The organism is Pararhodobacter marinus (genome assembly GCF_003122215.1).
Classification (GTDB): Bacteria; Pseudomonadota; Alphaproteobacteria; order Rhodobacterales; family Rhodobacteraceae; genus Pararhodobacter; species Pararhodobacter marinus.
In genome coordinates this window covers 88,270-111,054 of sequence record NZ_QEYD01000014.1, presented here as the reverse complement: position 1 = coordinate 111,054, position 22,785 = coordinate 88,270, and the positions used below count along the sequence as shown (strand labels likewise).

Below are 22,785 nucleotides of genomic sequence, written 5' to 3'. Positions count from 1 at the left end.
AATTAAAGGCAAAATCTCATATTTAAGGGCAAAGATCAGCCGTTGATTTCGTTGGATTTCCCATCTCACAATTAAGGGCTACGCGACAGCCGCCGAGATAGTTTAGCTCGGTGCGCCATGTCAGCAGCAGGGATCCGAGCGCGCTGGCCCGGGCCCCGAGGGCGACGAAGACCGTCGAAAAGCCCAGGACAAAGCAGGCACTCAACCCGAGCGCCCCGGCGCGCGCCCGCAAGCCGACCGACCGCGTCGTGCGCAAATCTGGTTGCCCTGCGATGTACGAGACGTAGCCAGGCACCAGTGGCAGGACACAGGGCGACAGGAACGAAATGGCACCCGCCAGGAAGGCCGCGAAGATGCCGATGCCGGAAATATCCATCATACATCACGATCGTTGTTGAAAGGCCGCCAGACCCACCAGAACGCGACCAGCGGTATCACGATCCATTGCAACACAGGTGACAGGCCCGCATCGAGGATCGGAATGATCGGCATCAGGTCCGAATAGGCCCAGGCCGCGCGGATCACGATGTTGAGCCATTCGCTGAACAGCGTGTATCCGAGCCCGAACACCACCGTCAGGACGGTCACAGACCGCCGCGTCGAGGCGACCAGGGGCCAGCCCCGGCCCGACAGCATGAGGGCAAGCATCAGCGCGCTCATGGCGATCAGGATATCGCCACCCGTGCAATGGACGGCTGCGAAGACAATCTCACCCCAAGTGCCCTCGTTCCAGATCGTGTAGAGCGGCATATGCGCGAACTCCCAGATCAAGTTGGCCGGGATGATCACCGCAAAATACCGACGCAGAGCTGTCAGGGAAACTCCGTCTGTCGAGGACAGCCTGACGCCAGTCGCGACGACACTCATTGAAACACACCTGTCAGCCGGTCCCACCAGTTGGGCTCCCGGCGTCGATGCTGGGCGTTGTTGATCAACTCGCTGACATAGAGGATCAGGTTCACGTTCTTGAAGTCCATGCCATGGAATTTTGCAGCGAACCGCCCGCCGATGTCCACGACATGGGTGACCGCTCCGTGCATCATCATGTCGCTGTCGGCGGTCATCGTGAACTCCAGCCCATATTCCCGCGCCAGAAGGCGCGTCGCGTCATTTGCCTGATCGGATCGTTTGGTCAGAATGACCCAGTTGCTCGGATCGAGCCCATGCCGGTCCGCGTAATCGCGCAGACGAGCCCGATGACATCATCATGCTCGGTCAGCGTTTCCTTGAACATTGGTCTTCTCCTTTTCACTTGCGTTGCCGTGACCGTAGAGATCGGCGTTCTGATGAGCGCGATCCTCATGCTCAAATTCGAGACTGGAATGGCTGATGCCGAACTCTTCCTTCAGCCGCTTCTTGATCGCGCTCTTGATCTCTTCGATCTTCGACCAGCCCTCGGCTGCCACGACGACATGGCAGTCGAGCGCAGCCTCGTGCTCTTGCATTTGCCAGAGATGGACGTAGTGGACGTCGGCGACGCCTTCGACTTTCCGCATCGCTTCGACGACGGCCTCGTTGTCGATGTCCGGCGGGCTCCCGAGCATCAGGGTTCGGATTGGGCCGCCTATTTCAGTGAAAGACAGATACAGGATGTAGATCGCGATGCCGATGGTGATGGCAGGATCGACCCAACGCATGTCGTAAAGGATGATCAGCGACCCACCGACGATAACCGCGACCGAAGCAAGCGCGTCCGACAGGTTATGCAGGAAAAGCGCGCGGATGTTCACGCTGCCCTTCTGCATCGAATAGGTCAGCATTGCGGTCAGCGTGTCGACCACAAGCGCAATTCCACCGAGAATGACGACGGTCCACCCCATGACTTCGGGTGGATCAATCATGCGCATGCCACCTTCGTAGATCAGATAGAAGCCGATCACGATGAGGGTGGTGTAGTTGATCAGGGCCGCCACGATTTCGACCCGGCCATAGCCGAAGGTCATGCGTTCATCGGCCGGGCGGCGCGCGATCTTGCGTGCGGCGAAGGCAATGACAAGCGAGGCCATATCGGAAAAGTTGTGCAGCGCATCGGCGATCAGTGCCAGACTGCCCGAGAATATGCCCCCGACGACTTGCGCAACGGTAAGTAGCCCGTTTGCCCAGATGGCGATGGCAACCCGCCGGTCCCCAGAATTCGGATCGATAGGCGCGTGCCCGTGGTCATGTGGCATTGGCAGGCTCCGCGTGCGCGTGTGTCGCGCGTCGGTCAGTCTTCAGGCGACCGCTGCGAAAACCACGTACGCGCGCATTCATCCAGTGGCGGATGATATGACGGTAAAGGGCACCACGCAGCCATCCAAAGGATTGCTCATGGGACAAATAGAAGGCGTCCGGCGTATCAAACACGCCGAAATCTTGCACGATGCCGGATTTCTGAATGTAGGTATCTTCTCCGTTCCAGGTGACGGGAGGCGCGCCAAGGCAATCCGTGCCCGCGCCATAACCGCAGAGACTGTCCGTGTCCGAGAAAGACGTTTGCAGGACTGTCAGGAAAGCGTCATCCAGGATGAAGCCTTCGAGGTTGAACCAAGCACCTTGATATTCGATCTCAACCCATGAGTGGAGAATTTCTTGCGGAGCAAGCGGATACACCAACTCTGGGACAACACCGCGCTGCAAGCCTTTGTGGATCGTAAACCCATGCAACCGGCAACGAATGCCAACACCACGCAGCAACGCCATCAAGAGCGTCCCTTTGGTATTGCACTGCCCGTAGCCGTCGGAAAGCACCTCGGAGGCGGGGATGTCGTCAGCTCGATTGTATCCGAACGCGATTTCATTCCGAACGAAATCATAGGCAGCTCCGATCCGATCGTATTCGGATAAGCCGCGCCAGCCGCGGGTCTCAATTAGATGCGCAAGAGGCGCGGCATCAAAATCCAGTAATTTGGTGGGTGCAAGTAGGGGGTCGGTCATCTGCAACGGAGTCGCTCCTCGAATCGTCTTGGAACAAGCCTAATTACTATAGTCACTATAGCTTCAACCCTTTCTTTCAGAAAGAATCTCCCGCAACTATTTGCCCGTATGAACTGCTTTGTGGTGTTCGCCGTGTGCGTCGCGCAGAATGTCGATACCTCCCCAGGCCGCGATCCCGGCGACAATCACGCCGACGACGAGGTCCGGCCAGTTGGTTCCCAGCCAGGCGACGAGGCCGCCAGCCAAGACGATTCCGAGGTTCGCGGCGAAATCGTTGTAACTGAAGGTGTTGGCCGCGCGGATGTTGACGTCCGGATCTTTGAGCTTAGCGAGCAGCCAGACGCAGACTGCGTTGATCGCCGCCGCAAACAGGGCCATGGCGATCATGATCGTCCCGAGCGGATCTGACCCGCCGATGTAGCGGCGCCATGCATCGTAGAGGATACCAGCGGCGAACAGGATCAGCAGCCCGCCGGAAACGTTCGCCGCCCCGCGTTTCCATTTGTCGGATCGGGACAAAGCGAAAAGGCTGATCGCGTAGACGAAGCTGTCGGAGAGGTTATCGAGCCCGTTGGCGATCAGGGCACTTGAGTCGCCGAAGGCGCCTGTTGCGAAAAAGGCCACGGCCAAACCGATATTGAGCGCCAGAACGATCCAAAGCGTCCGTCTCTCCATTGAATTTTGTCTAGCAGCCATTTTGTGGTTCCAGCCTGTGTTGTACGACACATTAACTTCTGCGGCTGATCTGCGTTCCAGCCGGAATGTTGGCTGAATTCCTTCAGGCCCCGATTTCCTCGTGCTCGGTCAGGCATTCCGAATGGTCCCGCAACACCTCAAGCACCTTGCAGTCTCCCGTCCGCCCGCCGCTGCATTCGTGAACCATGCGTTTCAGTTCCGTGCGCAGCGCCTTCAGGCGGGCCATGCGCTGCTCCACCTGTTTGAGCTGGCGACGCGCGATGGCATCTGCCTCGTCGCAGGGGCGGTTGGGATGGTCGCTGAGGTCGAGCAGCTCGCGGATCGCATCGAGCGAGAAACCGAGTTGCCGCGAATGGCGGATGAAGGACAGTCGGTCGAGCTGTGCATTGTCGTAGCGCCTCTGTCCGCCTTCGGTCCTGCCAGGTTCGGGCATGAGTCCGATCTGTTCGTAGTACCGGATGGTCTGCACTTTTGTGCCAGTCTTCTTTGACAGAGTACCGATCGTGAGCATTTTCGCCTCCATGAAAAAGATACAGTTTGTGTAGGTTTTGCCGTCGGAATAAACAAGTGTCGGATTCACAGACGCGTGAGTTCAAGCTATACCATGATTTCGTGCTTGAACCTCTAGCGGCTAGAGGATGTATCCGCACATGCAATAAGAATCAATAACAGGCGAACAGGATTGTCCCTTACATCGGCACAGAAGTTTCTTTGGGTTTTGGCAGGCGTGGCAGCGCTTGCCTTCGTATGGCTTTTGCTCTGGTCCGACTATCGTGCCGACCGCGCCCGAACCGACGCCGAACCGCCTTTTTTCGCTAAATTCGAACTGACGGACCACCAGGGTATGGTTCGAACCGAGGAGGACTTTGCGGGGCGCTGGATGCTGGTGTTTTTCGGCTTCACCAACTGTCCCGACGTCTGCCCGACGACCCTGTCAGAGGTCGCGGCGGTGATGGACGGTCTGGGCGACGATGCCGCCAAGGTCCAGCCGATTTTCATAACAATCGACCCCGAACGGGACACGCCCGCCGCACTCGCCGAATACGTCCCGCTGTTCGATGCGAGCATCATCGGGCTGACGGGCACGCCGGAACAAATCGCCGCCACATCCGAGACGTTTCCGATCTTCTTTGAACGCGTCGAAGAGGCTGCGGCGCCGGATGGTTACACGATGGGCCACACGTCGCATCTGTTCCTCTTCGATCCCGACGCGGGCTTTGCCGACTCCTGGCCCTACGGCACCCCGGCCGAAGAGATTCTCGCCGATCTGGAAGAGAGGATCTGATCGACATGAACCGCATATCCGGAGAAACAGCCCTCGGGCTGGCATGGATCATCGCGCTCGTCGCCTCGCTTGCCGTGCTTTTCATCGGCGAGGTGCTGGGGCAGACGCCCTGTGTGCTGTGCTGGTTCCAGCGCGCCTTCATGTTTCCCTTGGCCATTATCCTAGGGCTGGGCCTTTGGTGGCGGGACGGCCGTGTGGGGCGCTACGGCATCGCATTGGCGCTTGGCGGCGGCGCAATCGCCCTCTGGCACATGGGGCTGTACGTCGGTCTTGTTCCCGAACGCATCCAGCCCTGCACGGCCACCGGCCCCTCTTGCACCGATGACAACCAACTGGTCTTCGGCATCCCGATCCCGCTGATGGCCCTCGCCGCCTTCGCGCTGATCGGGGCGCTGTCGGCCCTTTCATTGAAGGACACACGAAAATGAACCGACGCGCCCTGATCCTGTCCGTTCTCGCCTTCGGCGTCGCCGGTTTCGGCGGAACCACCTGGTTTGCAACCCGCCCCGGCCCGGTGGCCGAAGCGGAGCCTGTTGCGCCGGAACTCGCGGACGCGATGATCCGCCCCTACTCGCCCATCCTCGGGCCTGCGGAAGCGCCCGTCACGATCGTCGAATTCTTCGATCCGGCCTGCGAGGCCTGTCGCGCCTTTCATCCCGTCGTGAAGGACATCATGGCCGAGCATGGGGATGCTGTCCGCGTCGTGATCCGCTACACGCCCTTCCACGGCGCGGCATCCGAGGAAGCGATCCGCGTGCTCGAGGCGGCACGCATGCAGGACGTTTACGTGCCGGTGCTTGAGGCCGTTCTGCGGGAACAGCCGAGATGGGCGTCGCACGGTGCCCCGGCGCCCGGCCTGATCCTTCAGATCGCCGCCACGGCCGGACTCGATGCCGAGGCCGCGCGCACGCAAATGATGGCGCCCGATGTCGTGGCGATCCTGAACCAGGATCGTGCCGACGTCGAGACCGTGGGAATTCGCCAGACGCCCACATTCTTCGTGAACGGCAAGCCGCTCGATCCATTCGGGGAGGCAGAATTGCGTCGTCTGGTGGCCGCCGAAGTCGCTGCCGCGCAAAGCTGAATACAAAGGGCAGGATCAGAACGATGAAAAAGTATATTTTGACCAGCACACTGGCGGCGCTTTTGACCCTTGGAGGGTTCTCAGCGCCCGCGCTGGCCGGACCCGAGGATGTTGTCGTCGAGAACGCGTGGTCCCGCGCCTCCATCGGGATGAACCGTCCCGGGGCCGCTTACATGACGATCCGCAACACTGGCGACGAGCCAGTGACGCTGATCGGCCTTACAACGCCGCTCGCGATGATGCCCGAAATTCACGAGACGAAGACAAATGCCGAAGGTGTGAGTTCCATGAACCCGGCGGGGGAGATCGCGATCGCCCCGGGCGAGAGCGTCGCGCTCGAACCGGGGGGCCTGCACGCAATGCTGATGCGGCTGCAAGAACCGATGACGGAAGGGGACACCTTTCCGCTGACCCTGCTTTTCGACGACGGAGGCGAAGTGACGGTCGAGGTGCCGATCCTCGGCATCGCCGCGCGGGGGCCAGAGGACTGATGCGGCGACGGGCGATCCTGGGGTACGGCGCGGCTGGTGTCGGGGCGGTCGCCCTGATGCTCTTCGTCGGTTGGTGGCAGGTCGATGGACCCGGTGGACCCGAACCTGTCGGGCAGCGGCCTGTGGCCCTGACCGAAATGGATTTCCGTCTGACGGATCATGAGGGCAACGCGGTCGGGCCAGAAACCCTGATCGGTCGCCCGACGATGGCGTTCTTCGGCTTCACCTACTGTCCCGATGTCTGCCCGACCACGCTCTCGGACATTTCGGGATGGCTCGACGATCTGGGAGACGAGGCCGACGAGATGAACGTGGTTTTCATCACGGTCGATCCCGAGCGCGACACTGTCGAAACGATGGCCGAATATGTCGGCTACTTCCATCCTGGGATACGTGGCTGGACGGGACCGGAAGAGCAGATCGCGCGCGTCGCGGACGGCTTCCACGCCACCTACGAAAGGTTGCCGACGGAGAGCGGCGATTACACGATGAACCACAGCGCGAGCGTCTTCCTGTTCGCAGCCTCTGGGCGGTTCGTCACCATGATCGACTATCACGAACCCAGAGAATTCGCGGTGCCGAAAATTCGCCGCGCGCTGGAAGAAGAAATGGAGGGGGCGACATGAGGCTCAGAACTTTGGCGGCTTGTGTCGCAATTGCGGGGACGGTTTCCGGGGCAGCTATCGTCATCTCCGGTGTTTTCTCGAAAGAACCCGTGCCGCCGAAACTTGCCTCGGCAGGTAATTGGATGCCCCAAGGTCCTGAAGCCCCCCAGAACGTTGACATCCCCGTGACGCTGCCCGTGACGGTATGGGCAGAAGATGCACCCGACCTCGGCCCCCTGCCCCTTCTGCAGGTCGCGTTTGCCGACAGGCCCGTGCAGGCGATCGAGCCACCCCTGTCGACATGGTCGCGCAACATTGCACCTGGCGAGACGCTCGATTTCTTGCTGTCTGAGGCTGGTCTTGCGGCACCTGACAGAGCCGAAGTTGCCCTCGCGCTTGGCGCGGAATACGATCTGCGACGGCTGCGGCCGGGGCACTCGGTCACTGTTGCTTCGACCATGGACGGCAGCCCCCGCACCGTCTCACTCGCCGTCGAGGACGGGGTTCGGATCGAGGTGGTTTTCGGCGAGCAGTTGTCCACACAGGTCGTGGCTCCGGATCCGGAGATCGTAACCCTTGCCGGCGAAGCCGTGATCGACAGCTCGATCTTCGCGGCACTCGACGAAGCCGGCATACCCGCCCGTTTTTCCGTGGACCTTGCGCAGATGCTGGGTGGGACCGTGGATTTCCGCCGCGAGATGGCCGGCGGCGAAACACTAAGGCTTCTCTGGCGTGAGGCGCGGGTCGGCGAGGACAGGATCGGACAGCCCGAACTCGCCTTCGCCGCACTGGACATCGGCGGTTCGCTCTACGAGATCGTATGGCCTGACGACGGCAGCGGTCAGGCGACGATCTACGTCGATGGCGAGGTGCTGCGCGTCTTCGCACAGCCGGTCGAGGGTGCGCGCCTCAGCTCGGTGTTCGGGCGCCGCACGCATCCGGTCTTTGGCAACGTCCGGATGCACACCGGCGTCGATTTTGCAGCGGCACGTGGGACACCGGTTCAAGCGACGGCACCGGGGCGGGTCAATTTCATCGGCTGGCGCGGCGGATATGGTCGCGTGGTCGAAATCTTGCACGGCTCCGACACCATGACGCGCTACGCGCATCTGAGCGCCGTGCCGGAAGATTTGGCACAAGGCCAACGCGTTGCGGCGGGAGACGTGATCGGCCGCGTCGGCGCGACTGGCACGGCGACAGGTCCGAACCTGCACTACGAAGTCCTCGTGGATGGGCGCCCGACTGACCCCCTCGCTGACGACCGGCTCGCCGAAGCAGCCGAGAGCGAAGCGGATGATACCGCCGCGCTCTCGCGTCTGGCCGAGGCGCGCGCGCTTCTGAATGAAAACCTCGGCAGCGAGATTGCCGAAACGACAACCGAAAGGCTCTGACCCATGAAACGCATGACCCAAGCTCTTGCCATCACGCTCGCCCTGTTCCCGGCGGCACAGGCCCTCGCAGAGGCAACGGCGATCGACGTCCGCAAGACCAACGGTTGCGGCTGCTGCCTCTCGTGGATGAACCATCTCGAAGAGAATGGCTTTGCGCCGACCGGCCAGGACATGTTCGGCGGGTTGCTGGTTCGCTTCAAGCTCGACAACGGCGTGCCGCAGCGCATGGTCTCCTGCCACACCGCGCTCATTGATGGCTACGTGATCGAAGGCCATGTCCCGGCCGCTGACATCCGCCGCCTTCTCGAGGAGCGCCCGGACGCCGTCGGCCTCGCCGTTCCGGGGATGCCCTATGGCTCGCCCGGCATGGGGCCAGAAGACGACCGCGAGGCCTATGATGTCTTCCTCATCCGCAAGGACGGGTCGACGGAAGTCTTTTCGAGCTACGCCGAAGGATAATCTGGCCCGCCCATGGAAAATCTTTCTCCGATAATGCTCGGCTTTCTCGGAAGTCTCGCCGCCGGATCGCTCACAGCAGTCGGAGCAGTTCCCGTGCTGTTCGGGCGCATCCCGTCTCGGGCCACACGCGATCTGTCGCTCGGCTTCGCTGCCGGTGTGATGCTCGCCGCTTCTTTCTTTTCGCTGATCATCCCGGCATTGGATGCGGCGGAGCCGATGTTCGAAAACGGCGCGATGCCTGCGGCCATCGTATGCGTTTCGATTCTTCTGGGCATGGGGGCTGTCGCCCTGATGAACGAAAAGCTGCCGCATGAGCACTTCAAGACGGGACGCGAAGGGCCCGAAGCGGCGTCTTTGCGGCGGGTCTGGTTGTTCATCATTGCGATCACGATCCACAACTTCCCCGAAGGCCTTGCCGTGGGGGTCGGCTTCGGATCCGGAGGTATGGAGGGCGGTCTGCCGCTCGCCATCGGCATCGGGCTTCAGAATGCGCCCGAAGGATTGGCCGTCGCTGTATCTCTGCTGGGCGAGGGATATCCGAAGCTGCGCGCCTGGGGCATCGCGGCGCTGACGGGCATGGTCGAGCCGATTGGCGGTTTGCTCGGGGCCGGCATCATCACACTGTCGGAACCGCTGCTTCCATGGGGTCTGGCCTTTGCCGCGGGCGCAATGCTCTACGTCATTAGCCACGAAATCATCCCTGAAACCCATCGCAGCGGCCATCAGAACAGGGCGACGCTCGGTCTCGCAGTCGGGCTCGTTCTGATGCTGTTCCTTGATGTCTGGTTGGGATGAGGCAATGTCACTAAACAAGGTATCTCCGATGATCGGCGTCTTCGCAGCACTTGCTGCGTTCGCGATCGATCAGATCACCAAAGCCATTGTCGTTGCGAATGCCGTCACTTTAAGCGCCGGAATTCCCGTGTTTCCGGGATTCAACCTCGTCTTTTATCGTAATGACGGCGTGACTTTCGGGATGTTGGGCGGCGCGCCGTGGTGGAGCCTCATCGCTTTCGCTCTTGCCATCTGTGTTTGGCTGGGGGTTATGCTGTTTCGCGCCGACAATGCGGTGGAAACGCTTGCCTACGGTGCGATCATTGGCGGAGCCCTGGGCAATGTCATCGATCGTGTGCGGTATCGGGCCGTAACAGACTTTCTCGATTTCTATATTGGCACAACACATTGGCCTGCCTTCAACATGGCGGATGTATTTGTCGTCAGTGGCGTGGGGCTCTTGCTCGCTGCGCCATGGATCAGCGTGCGGCGTCCGATCAAATCGTGAAGCCGGAAATTCTGAACCGCATAGCACTGCTCCACCGTTTGCTTTCGCGGATGACGCTTGGTTTCGTCGCCGGGGCGCTGACCGTTCTGACTTTCCCGCCTTTCTCGCTTCTCCTGCTTGTTCCCGTTGCCTATTCCGCGTTGTTTGTCGGTCTTCGCGATCTCTCCTTCGGGCGCGCTTTCCTCGTCGGCTGGGCGTTTGGTCTTGGCCAGTTCGGTTTCGGGATTTCGTGGATTGCAGAGAGTTTCTACGTCGAGGGCGAGCGGTTCGGGGCGATGGCGATCCCGGCCGTCGCGGGATTGTCCGCAGGTCTCGCAATTTTCCCGGCCATTGCCGCAGCGCTCTTCGCCGAAATCGCGCGGCGCGGAGCCCTGGGCAATCTCCTGGCCTGCCTCCTGTTCGCGACCTTCTGGACCGTGGCCGAGTGGTTGCGTGGTCACGTTCTGACAGGTTTTCCGTGGATCCTCGCCAGCTACGCTCTGGTCGATTACGCCGCTTTGCGCCAGCCCGCCGCCTGGGTCGGAAGCTATGGGCTAAGCTTTCTCACCGTGTTCGTCGCGGCACTTCCCGTCGCGGCTGTCATGGCGTCCGGGCGGCAACGACTGACCATCTCGCTCATGGCGCTGGCCGGCATCGCGACGATGTGGGCCGTCGGCACACTTCGCCTCCAGTCGGATACAGAACAACCACCCGGTGTGGAGCTGCGCATCGTCCAGGGCAACGTTCCCCAAGAGGAGAAATGGGCGCCCGAGAACCGCGAGGCAACCTTCGCGCGTTATCTTGAGCTTTCAACCCAGCCCGGCGATTTCGACGTTCTTCTCTGGCCGGAAACCGCCTTTCCGGGTTTCCTCGATGAGGATACGGAGGCACGGGCCCGCATTGCCGCAGCGCTACCAGACGGCAGAGTGCTGCTTACCGGTGTGCCGGACCGTGTACCGAGCGAGGATGGCACCCGATATTTCAACACGGTCCAGGCATTTGACGAGACCGGCGAGATCCTGACCGGATACGCGAAACACCATCTCGTGCCCTTCGGCGAATACGTGCCATTCCGCGGCTGGTTGCCCATCGAGCGGCTCACGGCGGGTCTGGGCGATTTTACGCCCGGACTGGGCCCGAGAACGCTTGCGCTTCCGGGTGTGCCGCTGGTCGCCGTGGCGATCTGCTATGAGATCATCTTCCCAGGGCATGTGGTCGATGACCTGTTCCGGCCGGAGTGGATTTTCAACGCGACAAACGATGCCTGGTTTGGCACCAGCATCGGACCCGAGCAGCATCTGGCTTCCGCACGTATGCGCGCCGTAGAGGAAGGCCTTCCAGTCATCCGAGCCGCGAATACGGGCATCTCTGCGGTCATCGACGCGAGCGGAGAGATCGTTGCGCGGCTCGATACCGGCGAAACGGGCATCATCGACGCTAGCCTGCCCTCCGCGCGACCGCCGACACTCTACGCGAGCTTCGGAGACTGGATGCTGTTGGCGCTCATCTTGGCTTCGTGGAGCTGGGCAATGGCGCCAATGCGACGGCTCACTACCGCCGCATGAGAAAGACCGTCATGCAAAGATGTGGATAGGTGTCCCGTCCTTCACCATTGCATAGATGTCCTCGATCTCCCGATCCGTGACCGCGATGCAGCCAGCTGTCCAGTCGCGGACATTTGTCGGGTCGATGCCGGGGCGTGGGCCACCATGGATGAAGATGTCGCCGCCGGGGGAAAGGCCCAGCGCTTCGGCAAAGGCGATGTCGGCCTCGTTCGGATAAGAGATGCCAATCGAAAGATGGTAGGTGCTGTTGGGGTTTCGCCTGTCGATTGTGTAAACTCCTTCCGGAGTCCGGCCATCCCCCTCGAATTGTTTGTGACCCTCAGGAGCGAAACCCAGCCCGACCGGATAGGTTTGCAAGACGCGATCGGCTCCGTCGAGAACAAGCAAGCGCTGTCCCTTGTAAAGCCGAACACGGGTGACTTCGGGTCCGTCATAGCTGCGGAACTTGCTGGCACACCCGGACAGAAACGCTGCCAGCCCGCCCAACAGGACGGCGCGGCGGGGAAATCGGATGGTTTTCACTGCTCGATGCCTCTTTCGTGAGGTCTGTTATGGACATTACGTTACCTTGCAAATGCTGCGTGATCAATGTCCGTGGGCAAGCGCGGCCTTTGCCATCTGTGGGCCAACCTGCTCACCGCCGGACGGCGGCGCCTTGGCCTCTTGGCTGTTCAGCAGGCGCAGGGCATTGGCCACCACCAGCAATGACACTCCTACGTCGGCTGCAATCGCGCCCCACATCGATGCCAGTCCGAACGCGGTAGCGACAACGAAAACGCCCTTGGTCGCCAAGGAAATACCGATGTTCTGATGAATGATCGACATTGTCCGGCGCGAATGACCGATCAGCCAAGGCACCTTGCCGAGATCGTCGGTCATCAGGGCTATATCCGCCGTCTCGATTGCCGCGTCCGAACCAACGGCACCCATTGCGATGGCGTAATGCGCGCGCGCCATGGCCGGGGCGTCGTTGACCCCGTCGCCGATCATGGCCACCATCTCATGCGTTTCGACCAGTTCTTCGATGGCAGTCACCTTGTCTTCGGGCAGAAGCTCGGCACGGACCTCGTCGATGCCGACCTCGGCTGCAACAGCGCGCGCTGTCCGCTCGTTATCACCGGTCAGCATGACGATGGTCTTCACACCCTGCGCGTGAAGCTGCGCCACGATGCCTTTGGCATCCGGGCGGATACGGTCGCGCAATTCCAAGATGCCGGTGACACCGGTGTCGTCGCCCACGGCAACAAGGGTGCTGCCAGCCCCTTCGATGCGGTCGCGCAAATCCTTCGGAATGGCGTCGCCGAAACCCTTCTCCTCGGCAAACCGGTCCGACCCCAGCCAGATCGACCGGCCGTCTGTGCGTCCTTCAAGTCCCCTGCCCGGAACGGTTCGGGTATCTTCCGCGGCGGATACCTTGATGCCGTCGGCTTCTGCCCGCGCAAGAATGGCGCGCGCCAAGGGATGCGAGGAACGTGCCTCCAGCCCAGCGGCGAGGGTCATCAGATCTTGCGCCGATGCTTTGCCCAGCGGATGCACCGCCGCCACCTCGGGCTCGCCCATGGTGATCGTGCCGGTCTTGTCCATGGCCAGTGCAGTGGTCTTGCCCGGTGCCTCAACATATGCACCGCCCTTGATCAGCACCCCGGCCCGCGCTGAGGCGGTGAGTGCAGCGACGATGGAGACCGGTGTCGAGATGACCAGAGCGCATGGGCAAGCGATCACCAGCAGCACGAGTGCATTGTAGAACCAATAATCCCAGGCCCCCCCGAAAATGAGCGGCGGCAGCAGGGCAATTGCAATGGCGAGAGCCATGACGATAGGCGTATAGATGCGGGCGAATTTCGCCACCCACTGCTCCACCGGCGCGCGGCGGGCATGGGCGTCGCCGACCATGCGGATAATCTTGGCCAACACGGTGTCCGAGGCGGCCTTCGTGGCGCGCACCGTCAGTGTGCCTTCGCCGTTGATCGTACCGGCATAGACTTCGTCGCCCCGTTCCTTTGGGACCAGCGCACTCTCTCCGGTGATCGGCGCCTGATCGACGGCCCCTGCCCCATCGACAACCTCACCATCCAATGGGATGCGGTCTCCGCCGCGCACGATGAAACGTGCGTTGATAGCAACCGCAGAAGCCGGAACGTCCGCTTCCGAGCCGTCATCATGAAGAACTCTTGCCGTCGGCGGCGCGAGGTCGAGCAGAGCTGAAACCGCATTCCTCGCACGCCCGACGCTCCAGCTTTCGAGGTAGAGCGAGAGCGAAAAGAAGAACGCGACTGTCGCCGCCTCGAAAAATTCGCCAAGCCCGATGGCACCGGCCACGGCGACCACCATGAGCAGGTTCATGTCGGGCGACAGCCGCCGAGCGGACGACCATGCCTTGGGTGCCACGAGCCAGACACCGAACAGGATCGCAACCGCGAACAGCCCTGCCTCGACCAGTGGCATCGGCGCTTCGCCGTGACCCGCGAAGAGGCCGAGCGCCCCGCCCATGCCAGTCTCGATGATGTGCCACAGAAATCCCGCGGCCCAGAAGCCTCCACTGAGCGCCGTAAACAGCCGCTGTCTTGCAAGATGGGCCGCCTGGTCGACCGACGCGTTCTCGGCATCCCAAGGCTTGGCGGTCATGCCGGTGCTTGCGACCAGTTCTGCAATTTCGCCGTCCGATAAACTCTTGGCGCTGTCGAGAATAGTCATCCGCCCATTGATCACGTCGAACGCGAGATGCTCGGCCCCGCCGATCTTCGGGCCGACCACCTTGTTCAGGATTGCTACCTCCTCGGCGCAATCGAGGCCGGACACCTGAAAACTGCGCCCGCCCGCTGGCGCGGGGGTCGCCGGAACGATGTCGCCGCACGTTCCGGCGCTCCCGCAGCAGCTGCCGCCGCTTGTCTGGGCATCTTCGGCGTGATCGTGGTCGTGACGATGGGTGTCGGGCGGCATGAATGGACCTCTGGATTCGGGTGCTTTACCATGACATAGCCCCTACAGTAGCTAGAGCTTCAAGAGCAAAATTCGTTGGTATTTCAGTTTGCATTCTTGCTACACGGTTTGATGACCGGCTCGTTCACCCCTTGAGGCATGAGAACCGATCGAAGGAAAACCAGAAACGAAAGGAAGCTCGATGCGGGGTTCGATGCTGAAGCAAAAAATGATGGTTGCGACGGCGCTGTCGCTCCTCGCTGGATGCGCCATTGCTCCAAGTGGCAGTAGCGACCCGGCGAATGCGATCGGGAATGTGCCTGAGAGCGTGGTGGCAATGGCGGCGCCCGATCAGAATATATCGACCGCCCGCCTCAGGCCGGAAGACGGCTGCTATTGGTACGAGCACAGCGGCCCGGTGGAGGTGACCTTGCTCCCCCTGCGAACAGCGAACGGCAACCCGATCTGCGCCGCGCGCCCAACCTGAGATCGATCGACGGACCGCAGGCACGTTGGCCGACCGAGTGCTCCCTCAGCTGCGGGCTGTGACGCTGTCCTCTGCCGAATACAGGTGAGCTGTAGAGCCGAGTTCTACATTCGGATAGAGATCGTTGATGTGGGCCATGACCATCCGCACGCATCCTGAACTCGCGCGACCGCCGATGCTTCTCGGGTAGGGCGTGCCGTGGATCCGGAGATAGGTGTCGCGATCCCCGACATAGAGATAGAGTGCCCGTGATCCGAGAGCGTTTTCCGGCCCTGGTTCCATACCATCGGCCCATTGTGCGTTCACGGGATCGCGTTCGATCATGTTTTGTGTTGGCGTCCAGTGCGGCCACCTGACCTTGCGCTTGATGTTATAAACACCTGGCTCGTAGAGGTTGCCCCGCGCGATCGCCACGCCGTAGCGCATCGCGGTTCCACCCTGTTCAATGTGGTAGAGATATCGCGCGACCGCATCGACATGGATATCTCCCGGCACGAGACCGGCCTTCGCGACCACACGTTGCGGTAGGAACCGCGGGTGCAATCCCCATGGGTTGGAAGTCTCGGCAACATAACCCTGAGGCGTCACCTGTGCGTCCCATTCAGCCTTCTGAGCCTCGGTGGGCCAAGTGTCGGCAAAAGCCATACCGGGACCGGTCACCGAAAAAAGCGCCGTTGTTGTCTGAATGAAGTGTCGTCTTGTCAGCATTTCGTACCCTTTCGGTTCTCAACGGCGATTGATGGCAAGAACGGTATGTGTTCTCCTTGAACAGATAGGACTTCTAGTGGCTAGAGGTTCAAGGGCAAATTTTCGTAAGTAGACATGCGATCCTTGCAGTTTCCAGTTTGCTAGGGAGGAGAAAACTGCTCGCACAATACCTGGTCCGAAGTTGCGCAGCGACAATTCGTTAAGTCGCAGATTGTTTGGAAATTTAGGCACAGCGGCTTCGATATCGCGACCATGAGATCGGGAACGTCACGGCACAGGGAACTTGCGCCACTCGCAAATGCTACGATGCCATCTCTGGCTCCGGCTCTCATTCCGTTATTTCGCCCCGTTACAACCTTCACCCACTGGAGCTTCAAGCGATCAATTGTCACAAAAACGTGAGACGAATGGCTAACGAACGCTTTGGGCTGGAAAAGCCTTGTCGCATTCGAACGGAAAGTGGCTTAAACGATCATCTGGGGCGGCACTAAAGCGTGCCAGGTCAAGCCGGTGTCAGCCTCGACAAATGACCTATATTAGGTCAGCTTTCCACATGCGATACCTCCCGTTCCCCGTCACCTCGCGGATCAAACCGCTTGACTCCATCCATGCGAGATTGCGCTGAATGGCGGCGCGGCTGGCTCCGGTCATGGCCTCAGCCATCGGGGCGGAGACCAAGGGCCATTCCGTGAAAACCTTTCGCAAGGCAACCGGCGTGCGGCCAGATAATTGCGCCATGACGTTTTCTGCCCGCCCGATCCACACTTCAATATCATCAAGTGTTCGCATCGCCGTTAGAATTGCGCTGTTCATCCCATCCAACCAGCGGGCCAAACGCTCGGGTGGCAAGCCCGAAACGCGCAGCCCCCCGGCCCCGGCCATAGCGAGCGGCGCGAAGATGGCACCGCTTCCATCGCTGGTCGCGATCCTAGACGCGGTGACGGCAGCTTCGATCTGGTCGCCGTGGCGTCCGAGGCCCGCCAAGCTCCACAGGTGATACCCCATGCACGCCCGCGTGATCGGGTGGAGACCCTTTGCGGCTGCCATGACGTCCAGCCACCCACCCGCGCGATCCTCGAAACGCTCAGCGCTGTCTTCAATGTTCTCGGGGTCGCGGCGATCCAGAAAAGCGGCCAGGTCAGCCATCGGTCCGGGACCGCCTGTCAAGCGCCGAACAGCCCATCCAACGCGTGCCAAGGCATTTGGGTCATCCTGCGCACCTGACAGCCGCATGGATACCCAGAGCGCCAGACGATCAGTACTCACCCGATCTCCTGCGACCCAGCTGAGGGCCGCTGCCTCGACAAGAGCGAGGCGATGCCGCCAGCCTTCCGGGCCGCGCAGCAGCCGGTCATCCAGAGCTCCCAGGCGTCCAGCCACCTTTGCTAGCCGCGCAGCGTGAACGCCTTCTGCCTTTGCCCAGTCTTCGATGACGGCAGTGTCCGGCGGTTCTGCACGCGGCCCGGGAGGCAAATCATCTGGTTCTTCTTCGAATGGTCCCGGCAGAAACCAGTGTCGCATTTTCTTCACCATTTCAGCACATGATTATTACGTGATTTCTGGATGATACGGGGTAAGCACACATCATTTTTCAGCTTAAGGCTTCAATTTTGGTTCCGTATTTCAAAGAGTGGCGGCTCTGTTGGCGCACGGCGCAGCCAGTCTCGAAAGCGTCATATCGATGATGTCCGGCGGAGGGCATGTTTCGGATGAAGCGTGGACCAAGGCAACGCGTACCGCGCGTGAGCTGGACCGGATTCTTGACGGAGTGGCGCCCGTGCGTGAGGCCGTGGTGCGCGCGGCATCCGAGCTGCGGCTCTCGACACGCCAAGTCTACAACTATCTGGCGCGGTATCGGGAAGAGCGCAGGGTATCGTCCCTGCTGCCGCAAACGAGTGGAACAAGGAAACCTAGGATCAGTCCCGCGGTCGAGAGCATCATTGCGATGACCCTGCGGGAGATGTGGTTGCGCCCCGAGCAGCCGGACCTTGCACCAATCGTTGAAGAGATCCGCGCCCGTTGCGCAGAGGAAGGGCACAGGCCGCCCGCCTATGTCACTGTCGCCCGGCGGATCCCCACTCTGTTTGCCCCGGAAGAAATTGCCCGCCGCCGCCTGTCAGATGGTAAACACCTGCACCGGCTAAAGCCGCGACCGGGCTACATCCGGGCTAACCACGTGCTCGACGTTGTCCAGATCGATCACACGCCGGCAGACATCCAGTTTGTCGAGGTTATTGATGACTACGGTGTTTTCGTTGGGCGCCCCTATCTGACCATCGCTGCAGATGTGGCCACGAGCGCGATCATCGGCTTCTGCCTGACCCTCGAGCGGCCGTCGCGACTGTCTGTGGCACTTTGTCTGGCGCACGCGATGTGCTGCAAGATTGACTGGCTGGCAGAACGCAGTATCGATCATGCTTGGCCGATGCACGGTCGCCCAAAGCAGATCGTCGTCGATTCCGCCAAGGAATTCCAAAGCAGCACCTTCAGCAGAGGCTGCGCGGACTATGGTATTTCCATTCGCATGCGGAACAAGGGCACCGTGCATCGGGGCGGAGTCGTCGAACGCCTGCTGGGGAAAGTGAACACCGCGCTACGCGCCTTGCCGGGCAAGACGGGGCGTTCCATCGCGGATCGGGGCGACTATGCCTCGGAAGCGCGGGCACGGCTCAGCTTCGCGGATCTCGAACGCTGCATCGCGCTCGCGATCATCGACCACAACCTGAGCCAGAATGCGCGCAAGCTGACCGTTCCGGCGAAAGAGTGGGAAGATCGGTTCCAGCCGAAAGACCGGCCGATCGATGCACCTGTCGATGTGCTGCTGAATTTCCTGCCACGCAAGACGCGGAAGATTTCACCTCAGGGCTTCAGTCTCTTCGCCATCGACTATTTCGAGCCCTGGCTTGGCCCGCTGGTTGCGCGTCGTGACCGGCTGGCCCCGCTCGATCTGTGCTATGATCCTCGCGACATCAGCCATATCTACGTCAAGGATCCGGATACCCAGGCTTGGCGGCCGGTCAGGCGACGGGACGGACTGGCCGAGCCGATCACGCTCTGGCAGCACCAGGCGGATCGACAGCGGCGGCGCGAAATCCAGCGGCGCCCTGTGCAGGAGGCATCAGCGATCCGACGCGAAATCGCCGCAACTGTTGCCGCTGCCAAAACCCCGAAAAGCCGGTTGAAGGAAATGACCCGCGCCCGGCATGCCACCGAGGCAAAGAAGCCTTATGCCGATCTCGCCGCAACTTCCGCCCCAGCCCAGGCAAAGCTCGACCCGGATCGTCCGCGGCGGGTCTTCCCGGTCGAGGATTGGTAAGGTGCCGGACCACCTCATCCCCGCCGCGGTCCCGCTCTTGCAGGCCGATGACGAGGTGCGGATCGCTCATGTTCGCGCACCGCGCTGGATCAGCCATCCGGCGGCCGGCGCGGCGCATGACGCAATGCAACTGCTGCTTGAGCGACCGCCATCCCTGCGCCCACGCGGTTTGCTGCTTGCCGGTCCCTACCATAACGGCAAGACCATGATCGCCGAACGCTTTGCCGTCGAACATCTGCGTGTTGCCGACCAGCAAAAGGTGTGGGTGATCCAGACCCGGGAAGGTGCAGGGCTGTCGCATTTCTATGCCAGCATCCTGTCCGGATTGCGCGCGCCACAAGCTGCGGGCTGGCGCAGCCTGTCCCGCGCCGGCGATCAGGTGGATCATCTTCTCGAGCGCCTGAAGCCGCGCCTTTTGATATTCGACGAGTTCCACAGCGCGTTGCGCGGGCGGCGCCAGGATGTGAAGGCCATCTTCTCGTTCTTGCGGCGGATCGCACGAGTGCATGACATCTCACCCGTCCTTGTCGGCGAAATCGCGATCTACGATGCGGTGCATGATACGGACGAAATGGGCTCACGTTTCGATACGATCCCCATTCCACGATGGGCGTATGACGAGGAGTTCGCGACGCTTCTCGACAGCCTGGAAGCCAGTCTGCCGCTCGCCGAAGCCTCCGATCTGTCGCGCGAACCCTTGGCGAAGATCCTCCACGATCTGTCAGAGGGGCTGATCGGCGAGGTTGTCGAGATCGTCACCCGGGCCGCAGTTGCGGCAATCTCGCGCGGTGAGGACCGGATCACCGGCGCAACCCTGTCGGACCTTGGCTATTTACCTCTTTCGAGGCGCCGCAATTCGGCTTTGCGTCACGAGATGACATGAGGTTTGGGCCGACCGGGATCTCCGTCACACCTGCAGAGCGATATGAAAGTGCGGCGGGAAACCGTTGGCCCATGAGCATTATGCCCGCACCAGGTGAACTTCTGTCGAGTTGGCTGCACCGCCTCGCTTACGCAAACGGCATACCTCCGCACTATTTTGCTGCGCTTCTCGGAGCGCCGGGTGAGAACTGGTCGGCGCAGCTTGATCGGGCATTGCCCGATCGCATCCTGCAGCTTTTGGAAGAGCATACCCACATACCTCTGGAAGACATCGCGGCTCTGACCATTGCTCCTGACCCCTTGGCCCGGTTGCGTTTGCCCCTGCGGGCATCGCCTCAGCAGAGTTGCGCACCAAAGACGCTGGCGACCTGGCTGCAATTCTGCCCGGCCTGTCTGGCGGAAGACGAAACGCCCTATTTTCGCCGGAACTGGAGCCTGGCGACACGCGTTTCTTGCTTTCGCCACGGCTGCCGACTTCGGGACAGGTGCCCATCCTGCGGACAAGGATTGGCTCCGTTCAGCCAGAAGCGTCTTGTACCGCATCAAATCTGCGCCTTATGCGGTACGGCGCTCTGCAAACGCACCCGTCCTGCCACCAATAGGGTTCGGCGTCTTGAGCGCCTGATCGACGATCTGCTTCGTCTTCATGCCGTGGGGTATCGGATGTCAGACGGGCGGTCACTGCCGGACCTGCTTGGATCGGCCTGCTTTCAATTTGGGCGACGGCCAATGTCCATCGCGCGCCTCCCCCATCGGGATCGCTATCATCTGTTCCGGCAATTGACGGAAGGGCGGTCGACGCCTTTCGGAACGCGAAGAAATCCCGCGATCGCTTATTGGAGACGCGCCGCTCAGGCTGCGCCAGCCTGGCGCGGACTGGTCACATCATTCAGCGATGCCGTCCTGCCTCGGCCTAAAGCTGGGCCTTGCCCCACCACCGCTGGCCCGTATTTGGCAGATCTCATTCAAGCGGCCGCGCGGCTCCATCAGAAGCGGCAAGCGTTTTGAGGGTCAGAGGCGGGTTTCAGGGGCGCGCGGCCAGCCCGGCGTCATTCAGCTGTTCAGCGTCTGGCAGGTCGCGCAAGCTCTCCATCCCGAAGGCCGCAAGGAACGCGTCTGTGGTCACAAAGGTATAGGGCGCACCACGACGCGGCGCGCGTGGGCCAGTTCCAATAAGACCGTGTGCATGCAGCCGCCCGATCAGGTCCCGGCTGATCTCTTTGCCAAAGATATCCTTCAGCCCGTCGCGGGTGATCGGCTGGTGGTAGGCGATGGCCGCCAAAATCGCCACGTCGAAGTCGTTCAGGTCCAGCAACTGGTCCCCGACATCCGCTGCGGCGCGGATCGCAGGCGCGTAAGCGGTCCGCGTCCGGAACATCCACCCCCCTGCGACCATGGCAATCTCGAACGCCCGCCCGTCCAGATCGGCGGCCAGATCCTCGACCAGCAGATCAACCGAGGCCCCCTGCCCCACTATGCGCGCCAGATCCGCGCGCGGTACAGGCGAGGCGGACGCAAACAGCACAGCCTCGATCCGCCGCATCCATTCGCGCCAGCGCAGCTCCTTCGGCAGGTCGGTCAACTCGCGGTCAAGCTCGGTGTCGGGTCCATCCTTGGCCATCGCTCAGACCCCGTAGAGCCGGAAGGTGTCACGGCCAGTCAGTTCGCGCACCGCCCCAAGGTCAACCAGCCGGTCGCAGAGCCGCCGCGCTGCGCGATCCGGCAAAGGCAAGGCACCGGGTGCCACCGCGTCCTGTGCCAGGAAGATCTCGACGGCGTCGGCCGCCCCCTTGGCCCGAAGCTTTGGTGCAACCCCTTTCAAAAGCGCAGCCCGACGCGCGAGGTCGACAGCCAGACGCGTGGCCTCAACCGCGGATGCGGTCACAGCGCGATGACAGGCTAGGCGCAAATCGTGGCCCAGCTTGCGCAGGTCGGCACGTTTCAAACCCGCGGCCAGCAGCGGCACGACATGATCCCAACCAAGCGCCTCGGCGAGGGCGGCGTCCGCGAGGATCAACGCCGGGACTTCGGCACGGGGTGCCTCCGTCAGGACAGCATCTAGCACCACCACGGCACGGGTCACCGGTGCCCCATGTCCCGCATCCAGCCACGTGGCGATCTGGCACGACTCGAAGGTCGGTAAAACTCGGCTCAAAGCCTTGACCGACACCGACCGTTCCACCGCGCGACGCCAGGCAAGGTAAGTTTCCCCCGCGGGACCAGGTAGATCGCCAGGGCGCAGAAGATGAATCGCGTCGCGCAGCTCTGGGGCTCTTTCCGGACGACCAGAAAACCCGACACATGCCTCGGCCGCTCGCAGCGCCAGCCGATCCCGCAACAAGGCTTTGGGGACCTCTTCGCGTCCCAACACAAGATGCAGGTGGTTCAGCGCCGCGCCCGATAAAAACGCCACATCTTCAAAGGCTTCAGGACGTGCCGAGGTGACCCATGGGGGCATCCGGGGTAGAGTGTCTGTGTCGATGAAGTGTTCCGGTCGGGCAAATGTCATGACTGAAGCCTAAACCATCGCGGCGCTTTGCTCCAGAAAATAGCACAGAAAACGCCTCGCTCTATCTTTTGCCATGATGTCCAATAATCTTGCATTATCGGACATACCTGGAATACGCTCGACATCATGCCGTGTCGTTTTTGTTTCATGGGTGGATTCGGCCGAAATCGCCGCTGTCGTCGAGCAAATTTCCATTCAACCGGTGGACAGG

Annotated in this window: 26 protein-coding genes and 1 pseudogene; 14 read left to right on the top strand and 13 right to left on the bottom strand. The window is 61.4% G+C overall.

All coding sequences use genetic code 11. The features are described 5' to 3' along the window. Positions 1 to 73: 73 nt before the first annotated feature. From C4N9_RS19680 to C4N9_RS19650, 7 genes and pseudogenes are all read right to left on the bottom strand, one after another. Positions 74 to 379 (bottom strand): annotated as a pseudogene (locus C4N9_RS19680) (cytochrome c biogenesis CcdA family protein); the annotation flags it as partial. Continuing rightward, entirely contained in the window at positions 376 to 867 is a 492-nt protein-coding gene (locus tag C4N9_RS19675) for a hypothetical protein (RefSeq protein ID WP_009503822.1), read from the bottom strand. The pseudogene C4N9_RS19680 and the gene C4N9_RS19675, both read right to left, overlap by 4 nt. Next, on the bottom strand, positions 864 to 1,064 hold the full coding sequence (locus tag C4N9_RS22335) for a hypothetical protein (RefSeq protein ID WP_028095359.1): 201 nt from the start codon (positions 1,062 to 1,064) through the stop codon (positions 864 to 866). The genes C4N9_RS19675 and C4N9_RS22335 overlap by 4 nt, the downstream gene beginning before the upstream one ends. A gap of 141 nt (positions 1,065 to 1,205) precedes the next feature. Further along, on the bottom strand, positions 1,206 to 2,171 hold the full coding sequence (locus tag C4N9_RS19665; RefSeq protein ID WP_028095360.1) for a cation diffusion facilitator family transporter: 966 nt from the start codon (positions 2,169 to 2,171) through the stop codon (positions 1,206 to 1,208). Then, the gene (locus C4N9_RS19660; protein ID WP_028095361.1) at positions 2,161 to 2,916 is read right to left on the bottom strand and encodes a transglutaminase-like domain-containing protein; all 756 of its coding nucleotides are present in this window, start codon (positions 2,914 to 2,916) and stop codon (positions 2,161 to 2,163) included. Before C4N9_RS19660 ends, C4N9_RS19665 begins: the two co-directional genes overlap by 11 nt. A gap of 96 nt (positions 2,917 to 3,012) precedes the next feature. After that, complete coding sequence (locus C4N9_RS19655; RefSeq protein ID WP_028095362.1) at positions 3,013 to 3,591, bottom strand: cation efflux transmembrane domain-containing protein; 579 nt, start codon at positions 3,589 to 3,591, stop codon at positions 3,013 to 3,015. A 103-nt stretch (positions 3,592 to 3,694) separates the two neighbouring features. Next, positions 3,695 to 4,123: a MerR family transcriptional regulator gene (locus C4N9_RS19650; protein ID WP_013959865.1), complete on the bottom strand. Its 429-nt coding sequence runs from the start codon at positions 4,121 to 4,123 to the stop codon at positions 3,695 to 3,697. Between the two features lie 171 nt (positions 4,124 to 4,294). Here C4N9_RS19650 and C4N9_RS19645 point away from each other — a divergent pair, with 171 nt between their 5' ends. Genes C4N9_RS19645 through lnt form a run of 10 tightly spaced genes read left to right on the top strand, consistent with a single transcriptional unit; the run spans position 4,295 to position 11,753 of the window. Continuing rightward, positions 4,295 to 4,897, top strand: coding sequence for an SCO family protein (locus C4N9_RS19645; RefSeq protein ID WP_224557520.1), 603 nt, complete (start codon positions 4,295 to 4,297; stop codon positions 4,895 to 4,897). Positions 4,898 to 4,902: 5 nt separating this feature from the next. After that, positions 4,903 to 5,325: a disulfide bond formation protein B gene (locus tag C4N9_RS19640; protein WP_028095364.1), complete on the top strand. Its 423-nt coding sequence runs from the start codon at positions 4,903 to 4,905 to the stop codon at positions 5,323 to 5,325. Next, positions 5,322 to 5,981, top strand: a complete 660-nt coding sequence (locus C4N9_RS19635) for a DsbA family protein (protein ID WP_028095365.1) — start codon at positions 5,322 to 5,324, stop codon at positions 5,979 to 5,981. Before C4N9_RS19640 ends, C4N9_RS19635 begins: the two co-directional genes overlap by 4 nt. Positions 5,982 to 6,004: 23 nt before the next feature. Continuing rightward, entirely contained in the window at positions 6,005 to 6,472 is a 468-nt protein-coding gene (locus C4N9_RS19630; protein ID WP_109535042.1) for a copper chaperone PCu(A)C, read from the top strand. After that, entirely contained in the window at positions 6,472 to 7,098 is a 627-nt protein-coding gene (locus tag C4N9_RS19625; protein WP_109535041.1) for an SCO family protein, read from the top strand. The genes C4N9_RS19630 and C4N9_RS19625 overlap by 1 nt, the downstream gene beginning before the upstream one ends. Further along, positions 7,095 to 8,468 carry a M23 family metallopeptidase gene (locus C4N9_RS19620; protein WP_109535040.1) on the top strand — a complete coding sequence of 458 codons (1,374 nt, stop codon included), beginning with the start codon at positions 7,095 to 7,097 and terminating at the stop codon, positions 8,466 to 8,468. The genes C4N9_RS19625 and C4N9_RS19620 overlap by 4 nt, the downstream gene beginning before the upstream one ends. Positions 8,469 to 8,471: 3 nt before the next feature. Further along, positions 8,472 to 8,927 carry a DUF411 domain-containing protein gene (locus C4N9_RS19615; RefSeq protein ID WP_038008346.1) on the top strand — a complete coding sequence of 152 codons (456 nt, stop codon included), beginning with the start codon at positions 8,472 to 8,474 and terminating at the stop codon, positions 8,925 to 8,927. Between the two features lie 12 nt (positions 8,928 to 8,939). Next, positions 8,940 to 9,722, top strand: coding sequence for a ZIP family metal transporter (locus C4N9_RS19610; RefSeq protein WP_038008344.1), 783 nt, complete (start codon positions 8,940 to 8,942; stop codon positions 9,720 to 9,722). A 28-nt stretch (positions 9,723 to 9,750) separates the two neighbouring features. Beyond that, the gene (lspA, locus tag C4N9_RS19605) at positions 9,751 to 10,209 is read left to right on the top strand and encodes a signal peptidase II (RefSeq protein ID WP_109535039.1); all 459 of its coding nucleotides are present in this window, start codon (positions 9,751 to 9,753) and stop codon (positions 10,207 to 10,209) included. After that, a complete protein-coding gene (gene lnt, locus C4N9_RS19600) occupies positions 10,176 to 11,753 on the top strand; it encodes an apolipoprotein N-acyltransferase (RefSeq protein ID WP_109535038.1) in 1,578 nt (525 codons plus the stop codon). The genes lspA and lnt overlap by 34 nt, the downstream gene beginning before the upstream one ends. Before the next feature lie 9 nt (positions 11,754 to 11,762). Here the strand turns inward: lnt and C4N9_RS19595 are convergent, their stop codons facing one another. Both C4N9_RS19595 and C4N9_RS19590 read right to left on the bottom strand, forming a co-directional pair. Then, positions 11,763 to 12,275, bottom strand: coding sequence for a L,D-transpeptidase family protein (locus tag C4N9_RS19595; protein ID WP_109535037.1), 513 nt, complete (start codon positions 12,273 to 12,275; stop codon positions 11,763 to 11,765). 63 nt (positions 12,276 to 12,338) lie between these two features. Further along, the gene (locus C4N9_RS19590; protein WP_109535036.1) at positions 12,339 to 14,693 is read right to left on the bottom strand and encodes a heavy metal translocating P-type ATPase; all 2,355 of its coding nucleotides are present in this window, start codon (positions 14,691 to 14,693) and stop codon (positions 12,339 to 12,341) included. A 181-nt stretch (positions 14,694 to 14,874) separates the two neighbouring features. Between C4N9_RS19590 and C4N9_RS19585 the strand changes: the two genes are divergently transcribed. Further along, complete coding sequence (locus C4N9_RS19585) at positions 14,875 to 15,159, top strand: hypothetical protein (RefSeq protein WP_093454916.1); 285 nt, start codon at positions 14,875 to 14,877, stop codon at positions 15,157 to 15,159. A gap of 45 nt (positions 15,160 to 15,204) precedes the next feature. Here C4N9_RS19585 and C4N9_RS19580 read toward each other — a convergent pair whose 3' ends face one another. Next, positions 15,205 to 15,867 carry a L,D-transpeptidase gene (locus C4N9_RS19580; protein ID WP_109535035.1) on the bottom strand — a complete coding sequence of 221 codons (663 nt, stop codon included), beginning with the start codon at positions 15,865 to 15,867 and terminating at the stop codon, positions 15,205 to 15,207. Between the two features lie 531 nt (positions 15,868 to 16,398). After that, positions 16,399 to 17,400, bottom strand: a complete 1,002-nt coding sequence (locus C4N9_RS19575) for a hypothetical protein (protein ID WP_245902639.1) — start codon at positions 17,398 to 17,400, stop codon at positions 16,399 to 16,401. A gap of 109 nt (positions 17,401 to 17,509) precedes the next feature. Here C4N9_RS19575 and C4N9_RS19570 point away from each other — a divergent pair, with 109 nt between their 5' ends. The 3 genes from C4N9_RS19570 to C4N9_RS22520 are packed head-to-tail and all read left to right on the top strand — an operon-like array spanning position 17,510 to position 21,073. Then, positions 17,510 to 19,183: a Mu transposase C-terminal domain-containing protein gene (locus tag C4N9_RS19570; protein WP_245902638.1), complete on the top strand. Its 1,674-nt coding sequence runs from the start codon at positions 17,510 to 17,512 to the stop codon at positions 19,181 to 19,183. Position 19,184: 1 nt separating this feature from the next. Continuing rightward, positions 19,185 to 20,066 (top strand): TniB family NTP-binding protein, encoded by an 882-nt coding sequence (locus C4N9_RS19565; protein ID WP_245902637.1) that lies wholly within the window; start codon positions 19,185 to 19,187, stop codon positions 20,064 to 20,066. Further along, positions 20,063 to 21,073, top strand: coding sequence for a TniQ family protein (locus C4N9_RS22520; protein WP_109535034.1), 1,011 nt, complete (start codon positions 20,063 to 20,065; stop codon positions 21,071 to 21,073). Before C4N9_RS19565 ends, C4N9_RS22520 begins: the two co-directional genes overlap by 4 nt. 16 nt (positions 21,074 to 21,089) lie before the next feature. Here C4N9_RS22520 and scpB read toward each other — a convergent pair whose 3' ends face one another. Both scpB and C4N9_RS19550 read right to left on the bottom strand, forming a co-directional pair. Continuing rightward, positions 21,090 to 21,686, bottom strand: a complete 597-nt coding sequence (gene scpB, locus C4N9_RS19555; protein WP_109535033.1) for an SMC-Scp complex subunit ScpB — start codon at positions 21,684 to 21,686, stop codon at positions 21,090 to 21,092. 3 nt (positions 21,687 to 21,689) lie between these two features. After that, the gene (locus tag C4N9_RS19550; RefSeq protein ID WP_109535032.1) at positions 21,690 to 22,574 is read right to left on the bottom strand and encodes a DUF1403 family protein; all 885 of its coding nucleotides are present in this window, start codon (positions 22,572 to 22,574) and stop codon (positions 21,690 to 21,692) included. Positions 22,575 to 22,785: the final 211 nt, after the last annotated feature.

What these genes read in the sequence shown, in the direction of transcription:
- C4N9_RS19675 (WP_009503822.1), bottom strand. Translation starts at nt 867, where the DNA reads ATGAGTGTCGTCGCGACTGGCGTCAGGCTGTCCTCGACAGACGGAGTT.
- C4N9_RS22335 (WP_028095359.1), bottom strand. Translation starts at nt 1,064, where the DNA reads ATGACCGCCGACAGCGACATGATGATGCACGGAGCGGTCACCCATGTC.
- C4N9_RS19665 (WP_028095360.1), bottom strand. Translation starts at nt 2,171, where the DNA reads ATGCCACATGACCACGGGCACGCGCCTATCGATCCGAATTCTGGGGAC.
- C4N9_RS19660 (WP_028095361.1), bottom strand. Translation starts at nt 2,916, where the DNA reads ATGACCGACCCCCTACTTGCACCCACCAAATTACTGGATTTTGATGCC.
- C4N9_RS19655 (WP_028095362.1), bottom strand. Translation starts at nt 3,591, where the DNA reads ATGGAGAGACGGACGCTTTGGATCGTTCTGGCGCTCAATATCGGTTTG.
- C4N9_RS19650 (WP_013959865.1), bottom strand. Translation starts at nt 4,123, where the DNA reads ATGCTCACGATCGGTACTCTGTCAAAGAAGACTGGCACAAAAGTGCAG.
- C4N9_RS19640 (WP_028095364.1), top strand. Translation starts at nt 4,903, where the DNA reads ATGAACCGCATATCCGGAGAAACAGCCCTCGGGCTGGCATGGATCATC.
- C4N9_RS19635 (WP_028095365.1), top strand. Translation starts at nt 5,322, where the DNA reads ATGAACCGACGCGCCCTGATCCTGTCCGTTCTCGCCTTCGGCGTCGCC.
- C4N9_RS19630 (WP_109535042.1), top strand. Translation starts at nt 6,005, where the DNA reads ATGAAAAAGTATATTTTGACCAGCACACTGGCGGCGCTTTTGACCCTT.
- C4N9_RS19625 (WP_109535041.1), top strand. Translation starts at nt 6,472, where the DNA reads ATGCGGCGACGGGCGATCCTGGGGTACGGCGCGGCTGGTGTCGGGGCG.
- C4N9_RS19620 (WP_109535040.1), top strand. Translation starts at nt 7,095, where the DNA reads ATGAGGCTCAGAACTTTGGCGGCTTGTGTCGCAATTGCGGGGACGGTT.
- C4N9_RS19615 (WP_038008346.1), top strand. Translation starts at nt 8,472, where the DNA reads ATGAAACGCATGACCCAAGCTCTTGCCATCACGCTCGCCCTGTTCCCG.
- C4N9_RS19610 (WP_038008344.1), top strand. Translation starts at nt 8,940, where the DNA reads ATGGAAAATCTTTCTCCGATAATGCTCGGCTTTCTCGGAAGTCTCGCC.
- lspA (WP_109535039.1), top strand. Translation starts at nt 9,751, where the DNA reads ATGATCGGCGTCTTCGCAGCACTTGCTGCGTTCGCGATCGATCAGATC.
- lnt (WP_109535038.1), top strand. Translation starts at nt 10,176, where the DNA reads ATGGATCAGCGTGCGGCGTCCGATCAAATCGTGAAGCCGGAAATTCTG.
- C4N9_RS19590 (WP_109535036.1), bottom strand. Translation starts at nt 14,693, where the DNA reads ATGCCGCCCGACACCCATCGTCACGACCACGATCACGCCGAAGATGCC.
- C4N9_RS19585 (WP_093454916.1), top strand. Translation starts at nt 14,875, where the DNA reads ATGCGGGGTTCGATGCTGAAGCAAAAAATGATGGTTGCGACGGCGCTG.
- C4N9_RS19580 (WP_109535035.1), bottom strand. Translation starts at nt 15,867, where the DNA reads ATGCTGACAAGACGACACTTCATTCAGACAACAACGGCGCTTTTTTCG.
- C4N9_RS19575 (WP_245902639.1), bottom strand. Translation starts at nt 17,400, where the DNA reads ATGGTGAAGAAAATGCGACACTGGTTTCTGCCGGGACCATTCGAAGAA.
- C4N9_RS22520 (WP_109535034.1), top strand. Translation starts at nt 20,063, where the DNA reads ATGAGGTTTGGGCCGACCGGGATCTCCGTCACACCTGCAGAGCGATAT.
- scpB (WP_109535033.1), bottom strand. Translation starts at nt 21,686, where the DNA reads ATGGCCAAGGATGGACCCGACACCGAGCTTGACCGCGAGTTGACCGAC.
- C4N9_RS19550 (WP_109535032.1), bottom strand. Translation starts at nt 22,574, where the DNA reads ATGACATTTGCCCGACCGGAACACTTCATCGACACAGACACTCTACCC.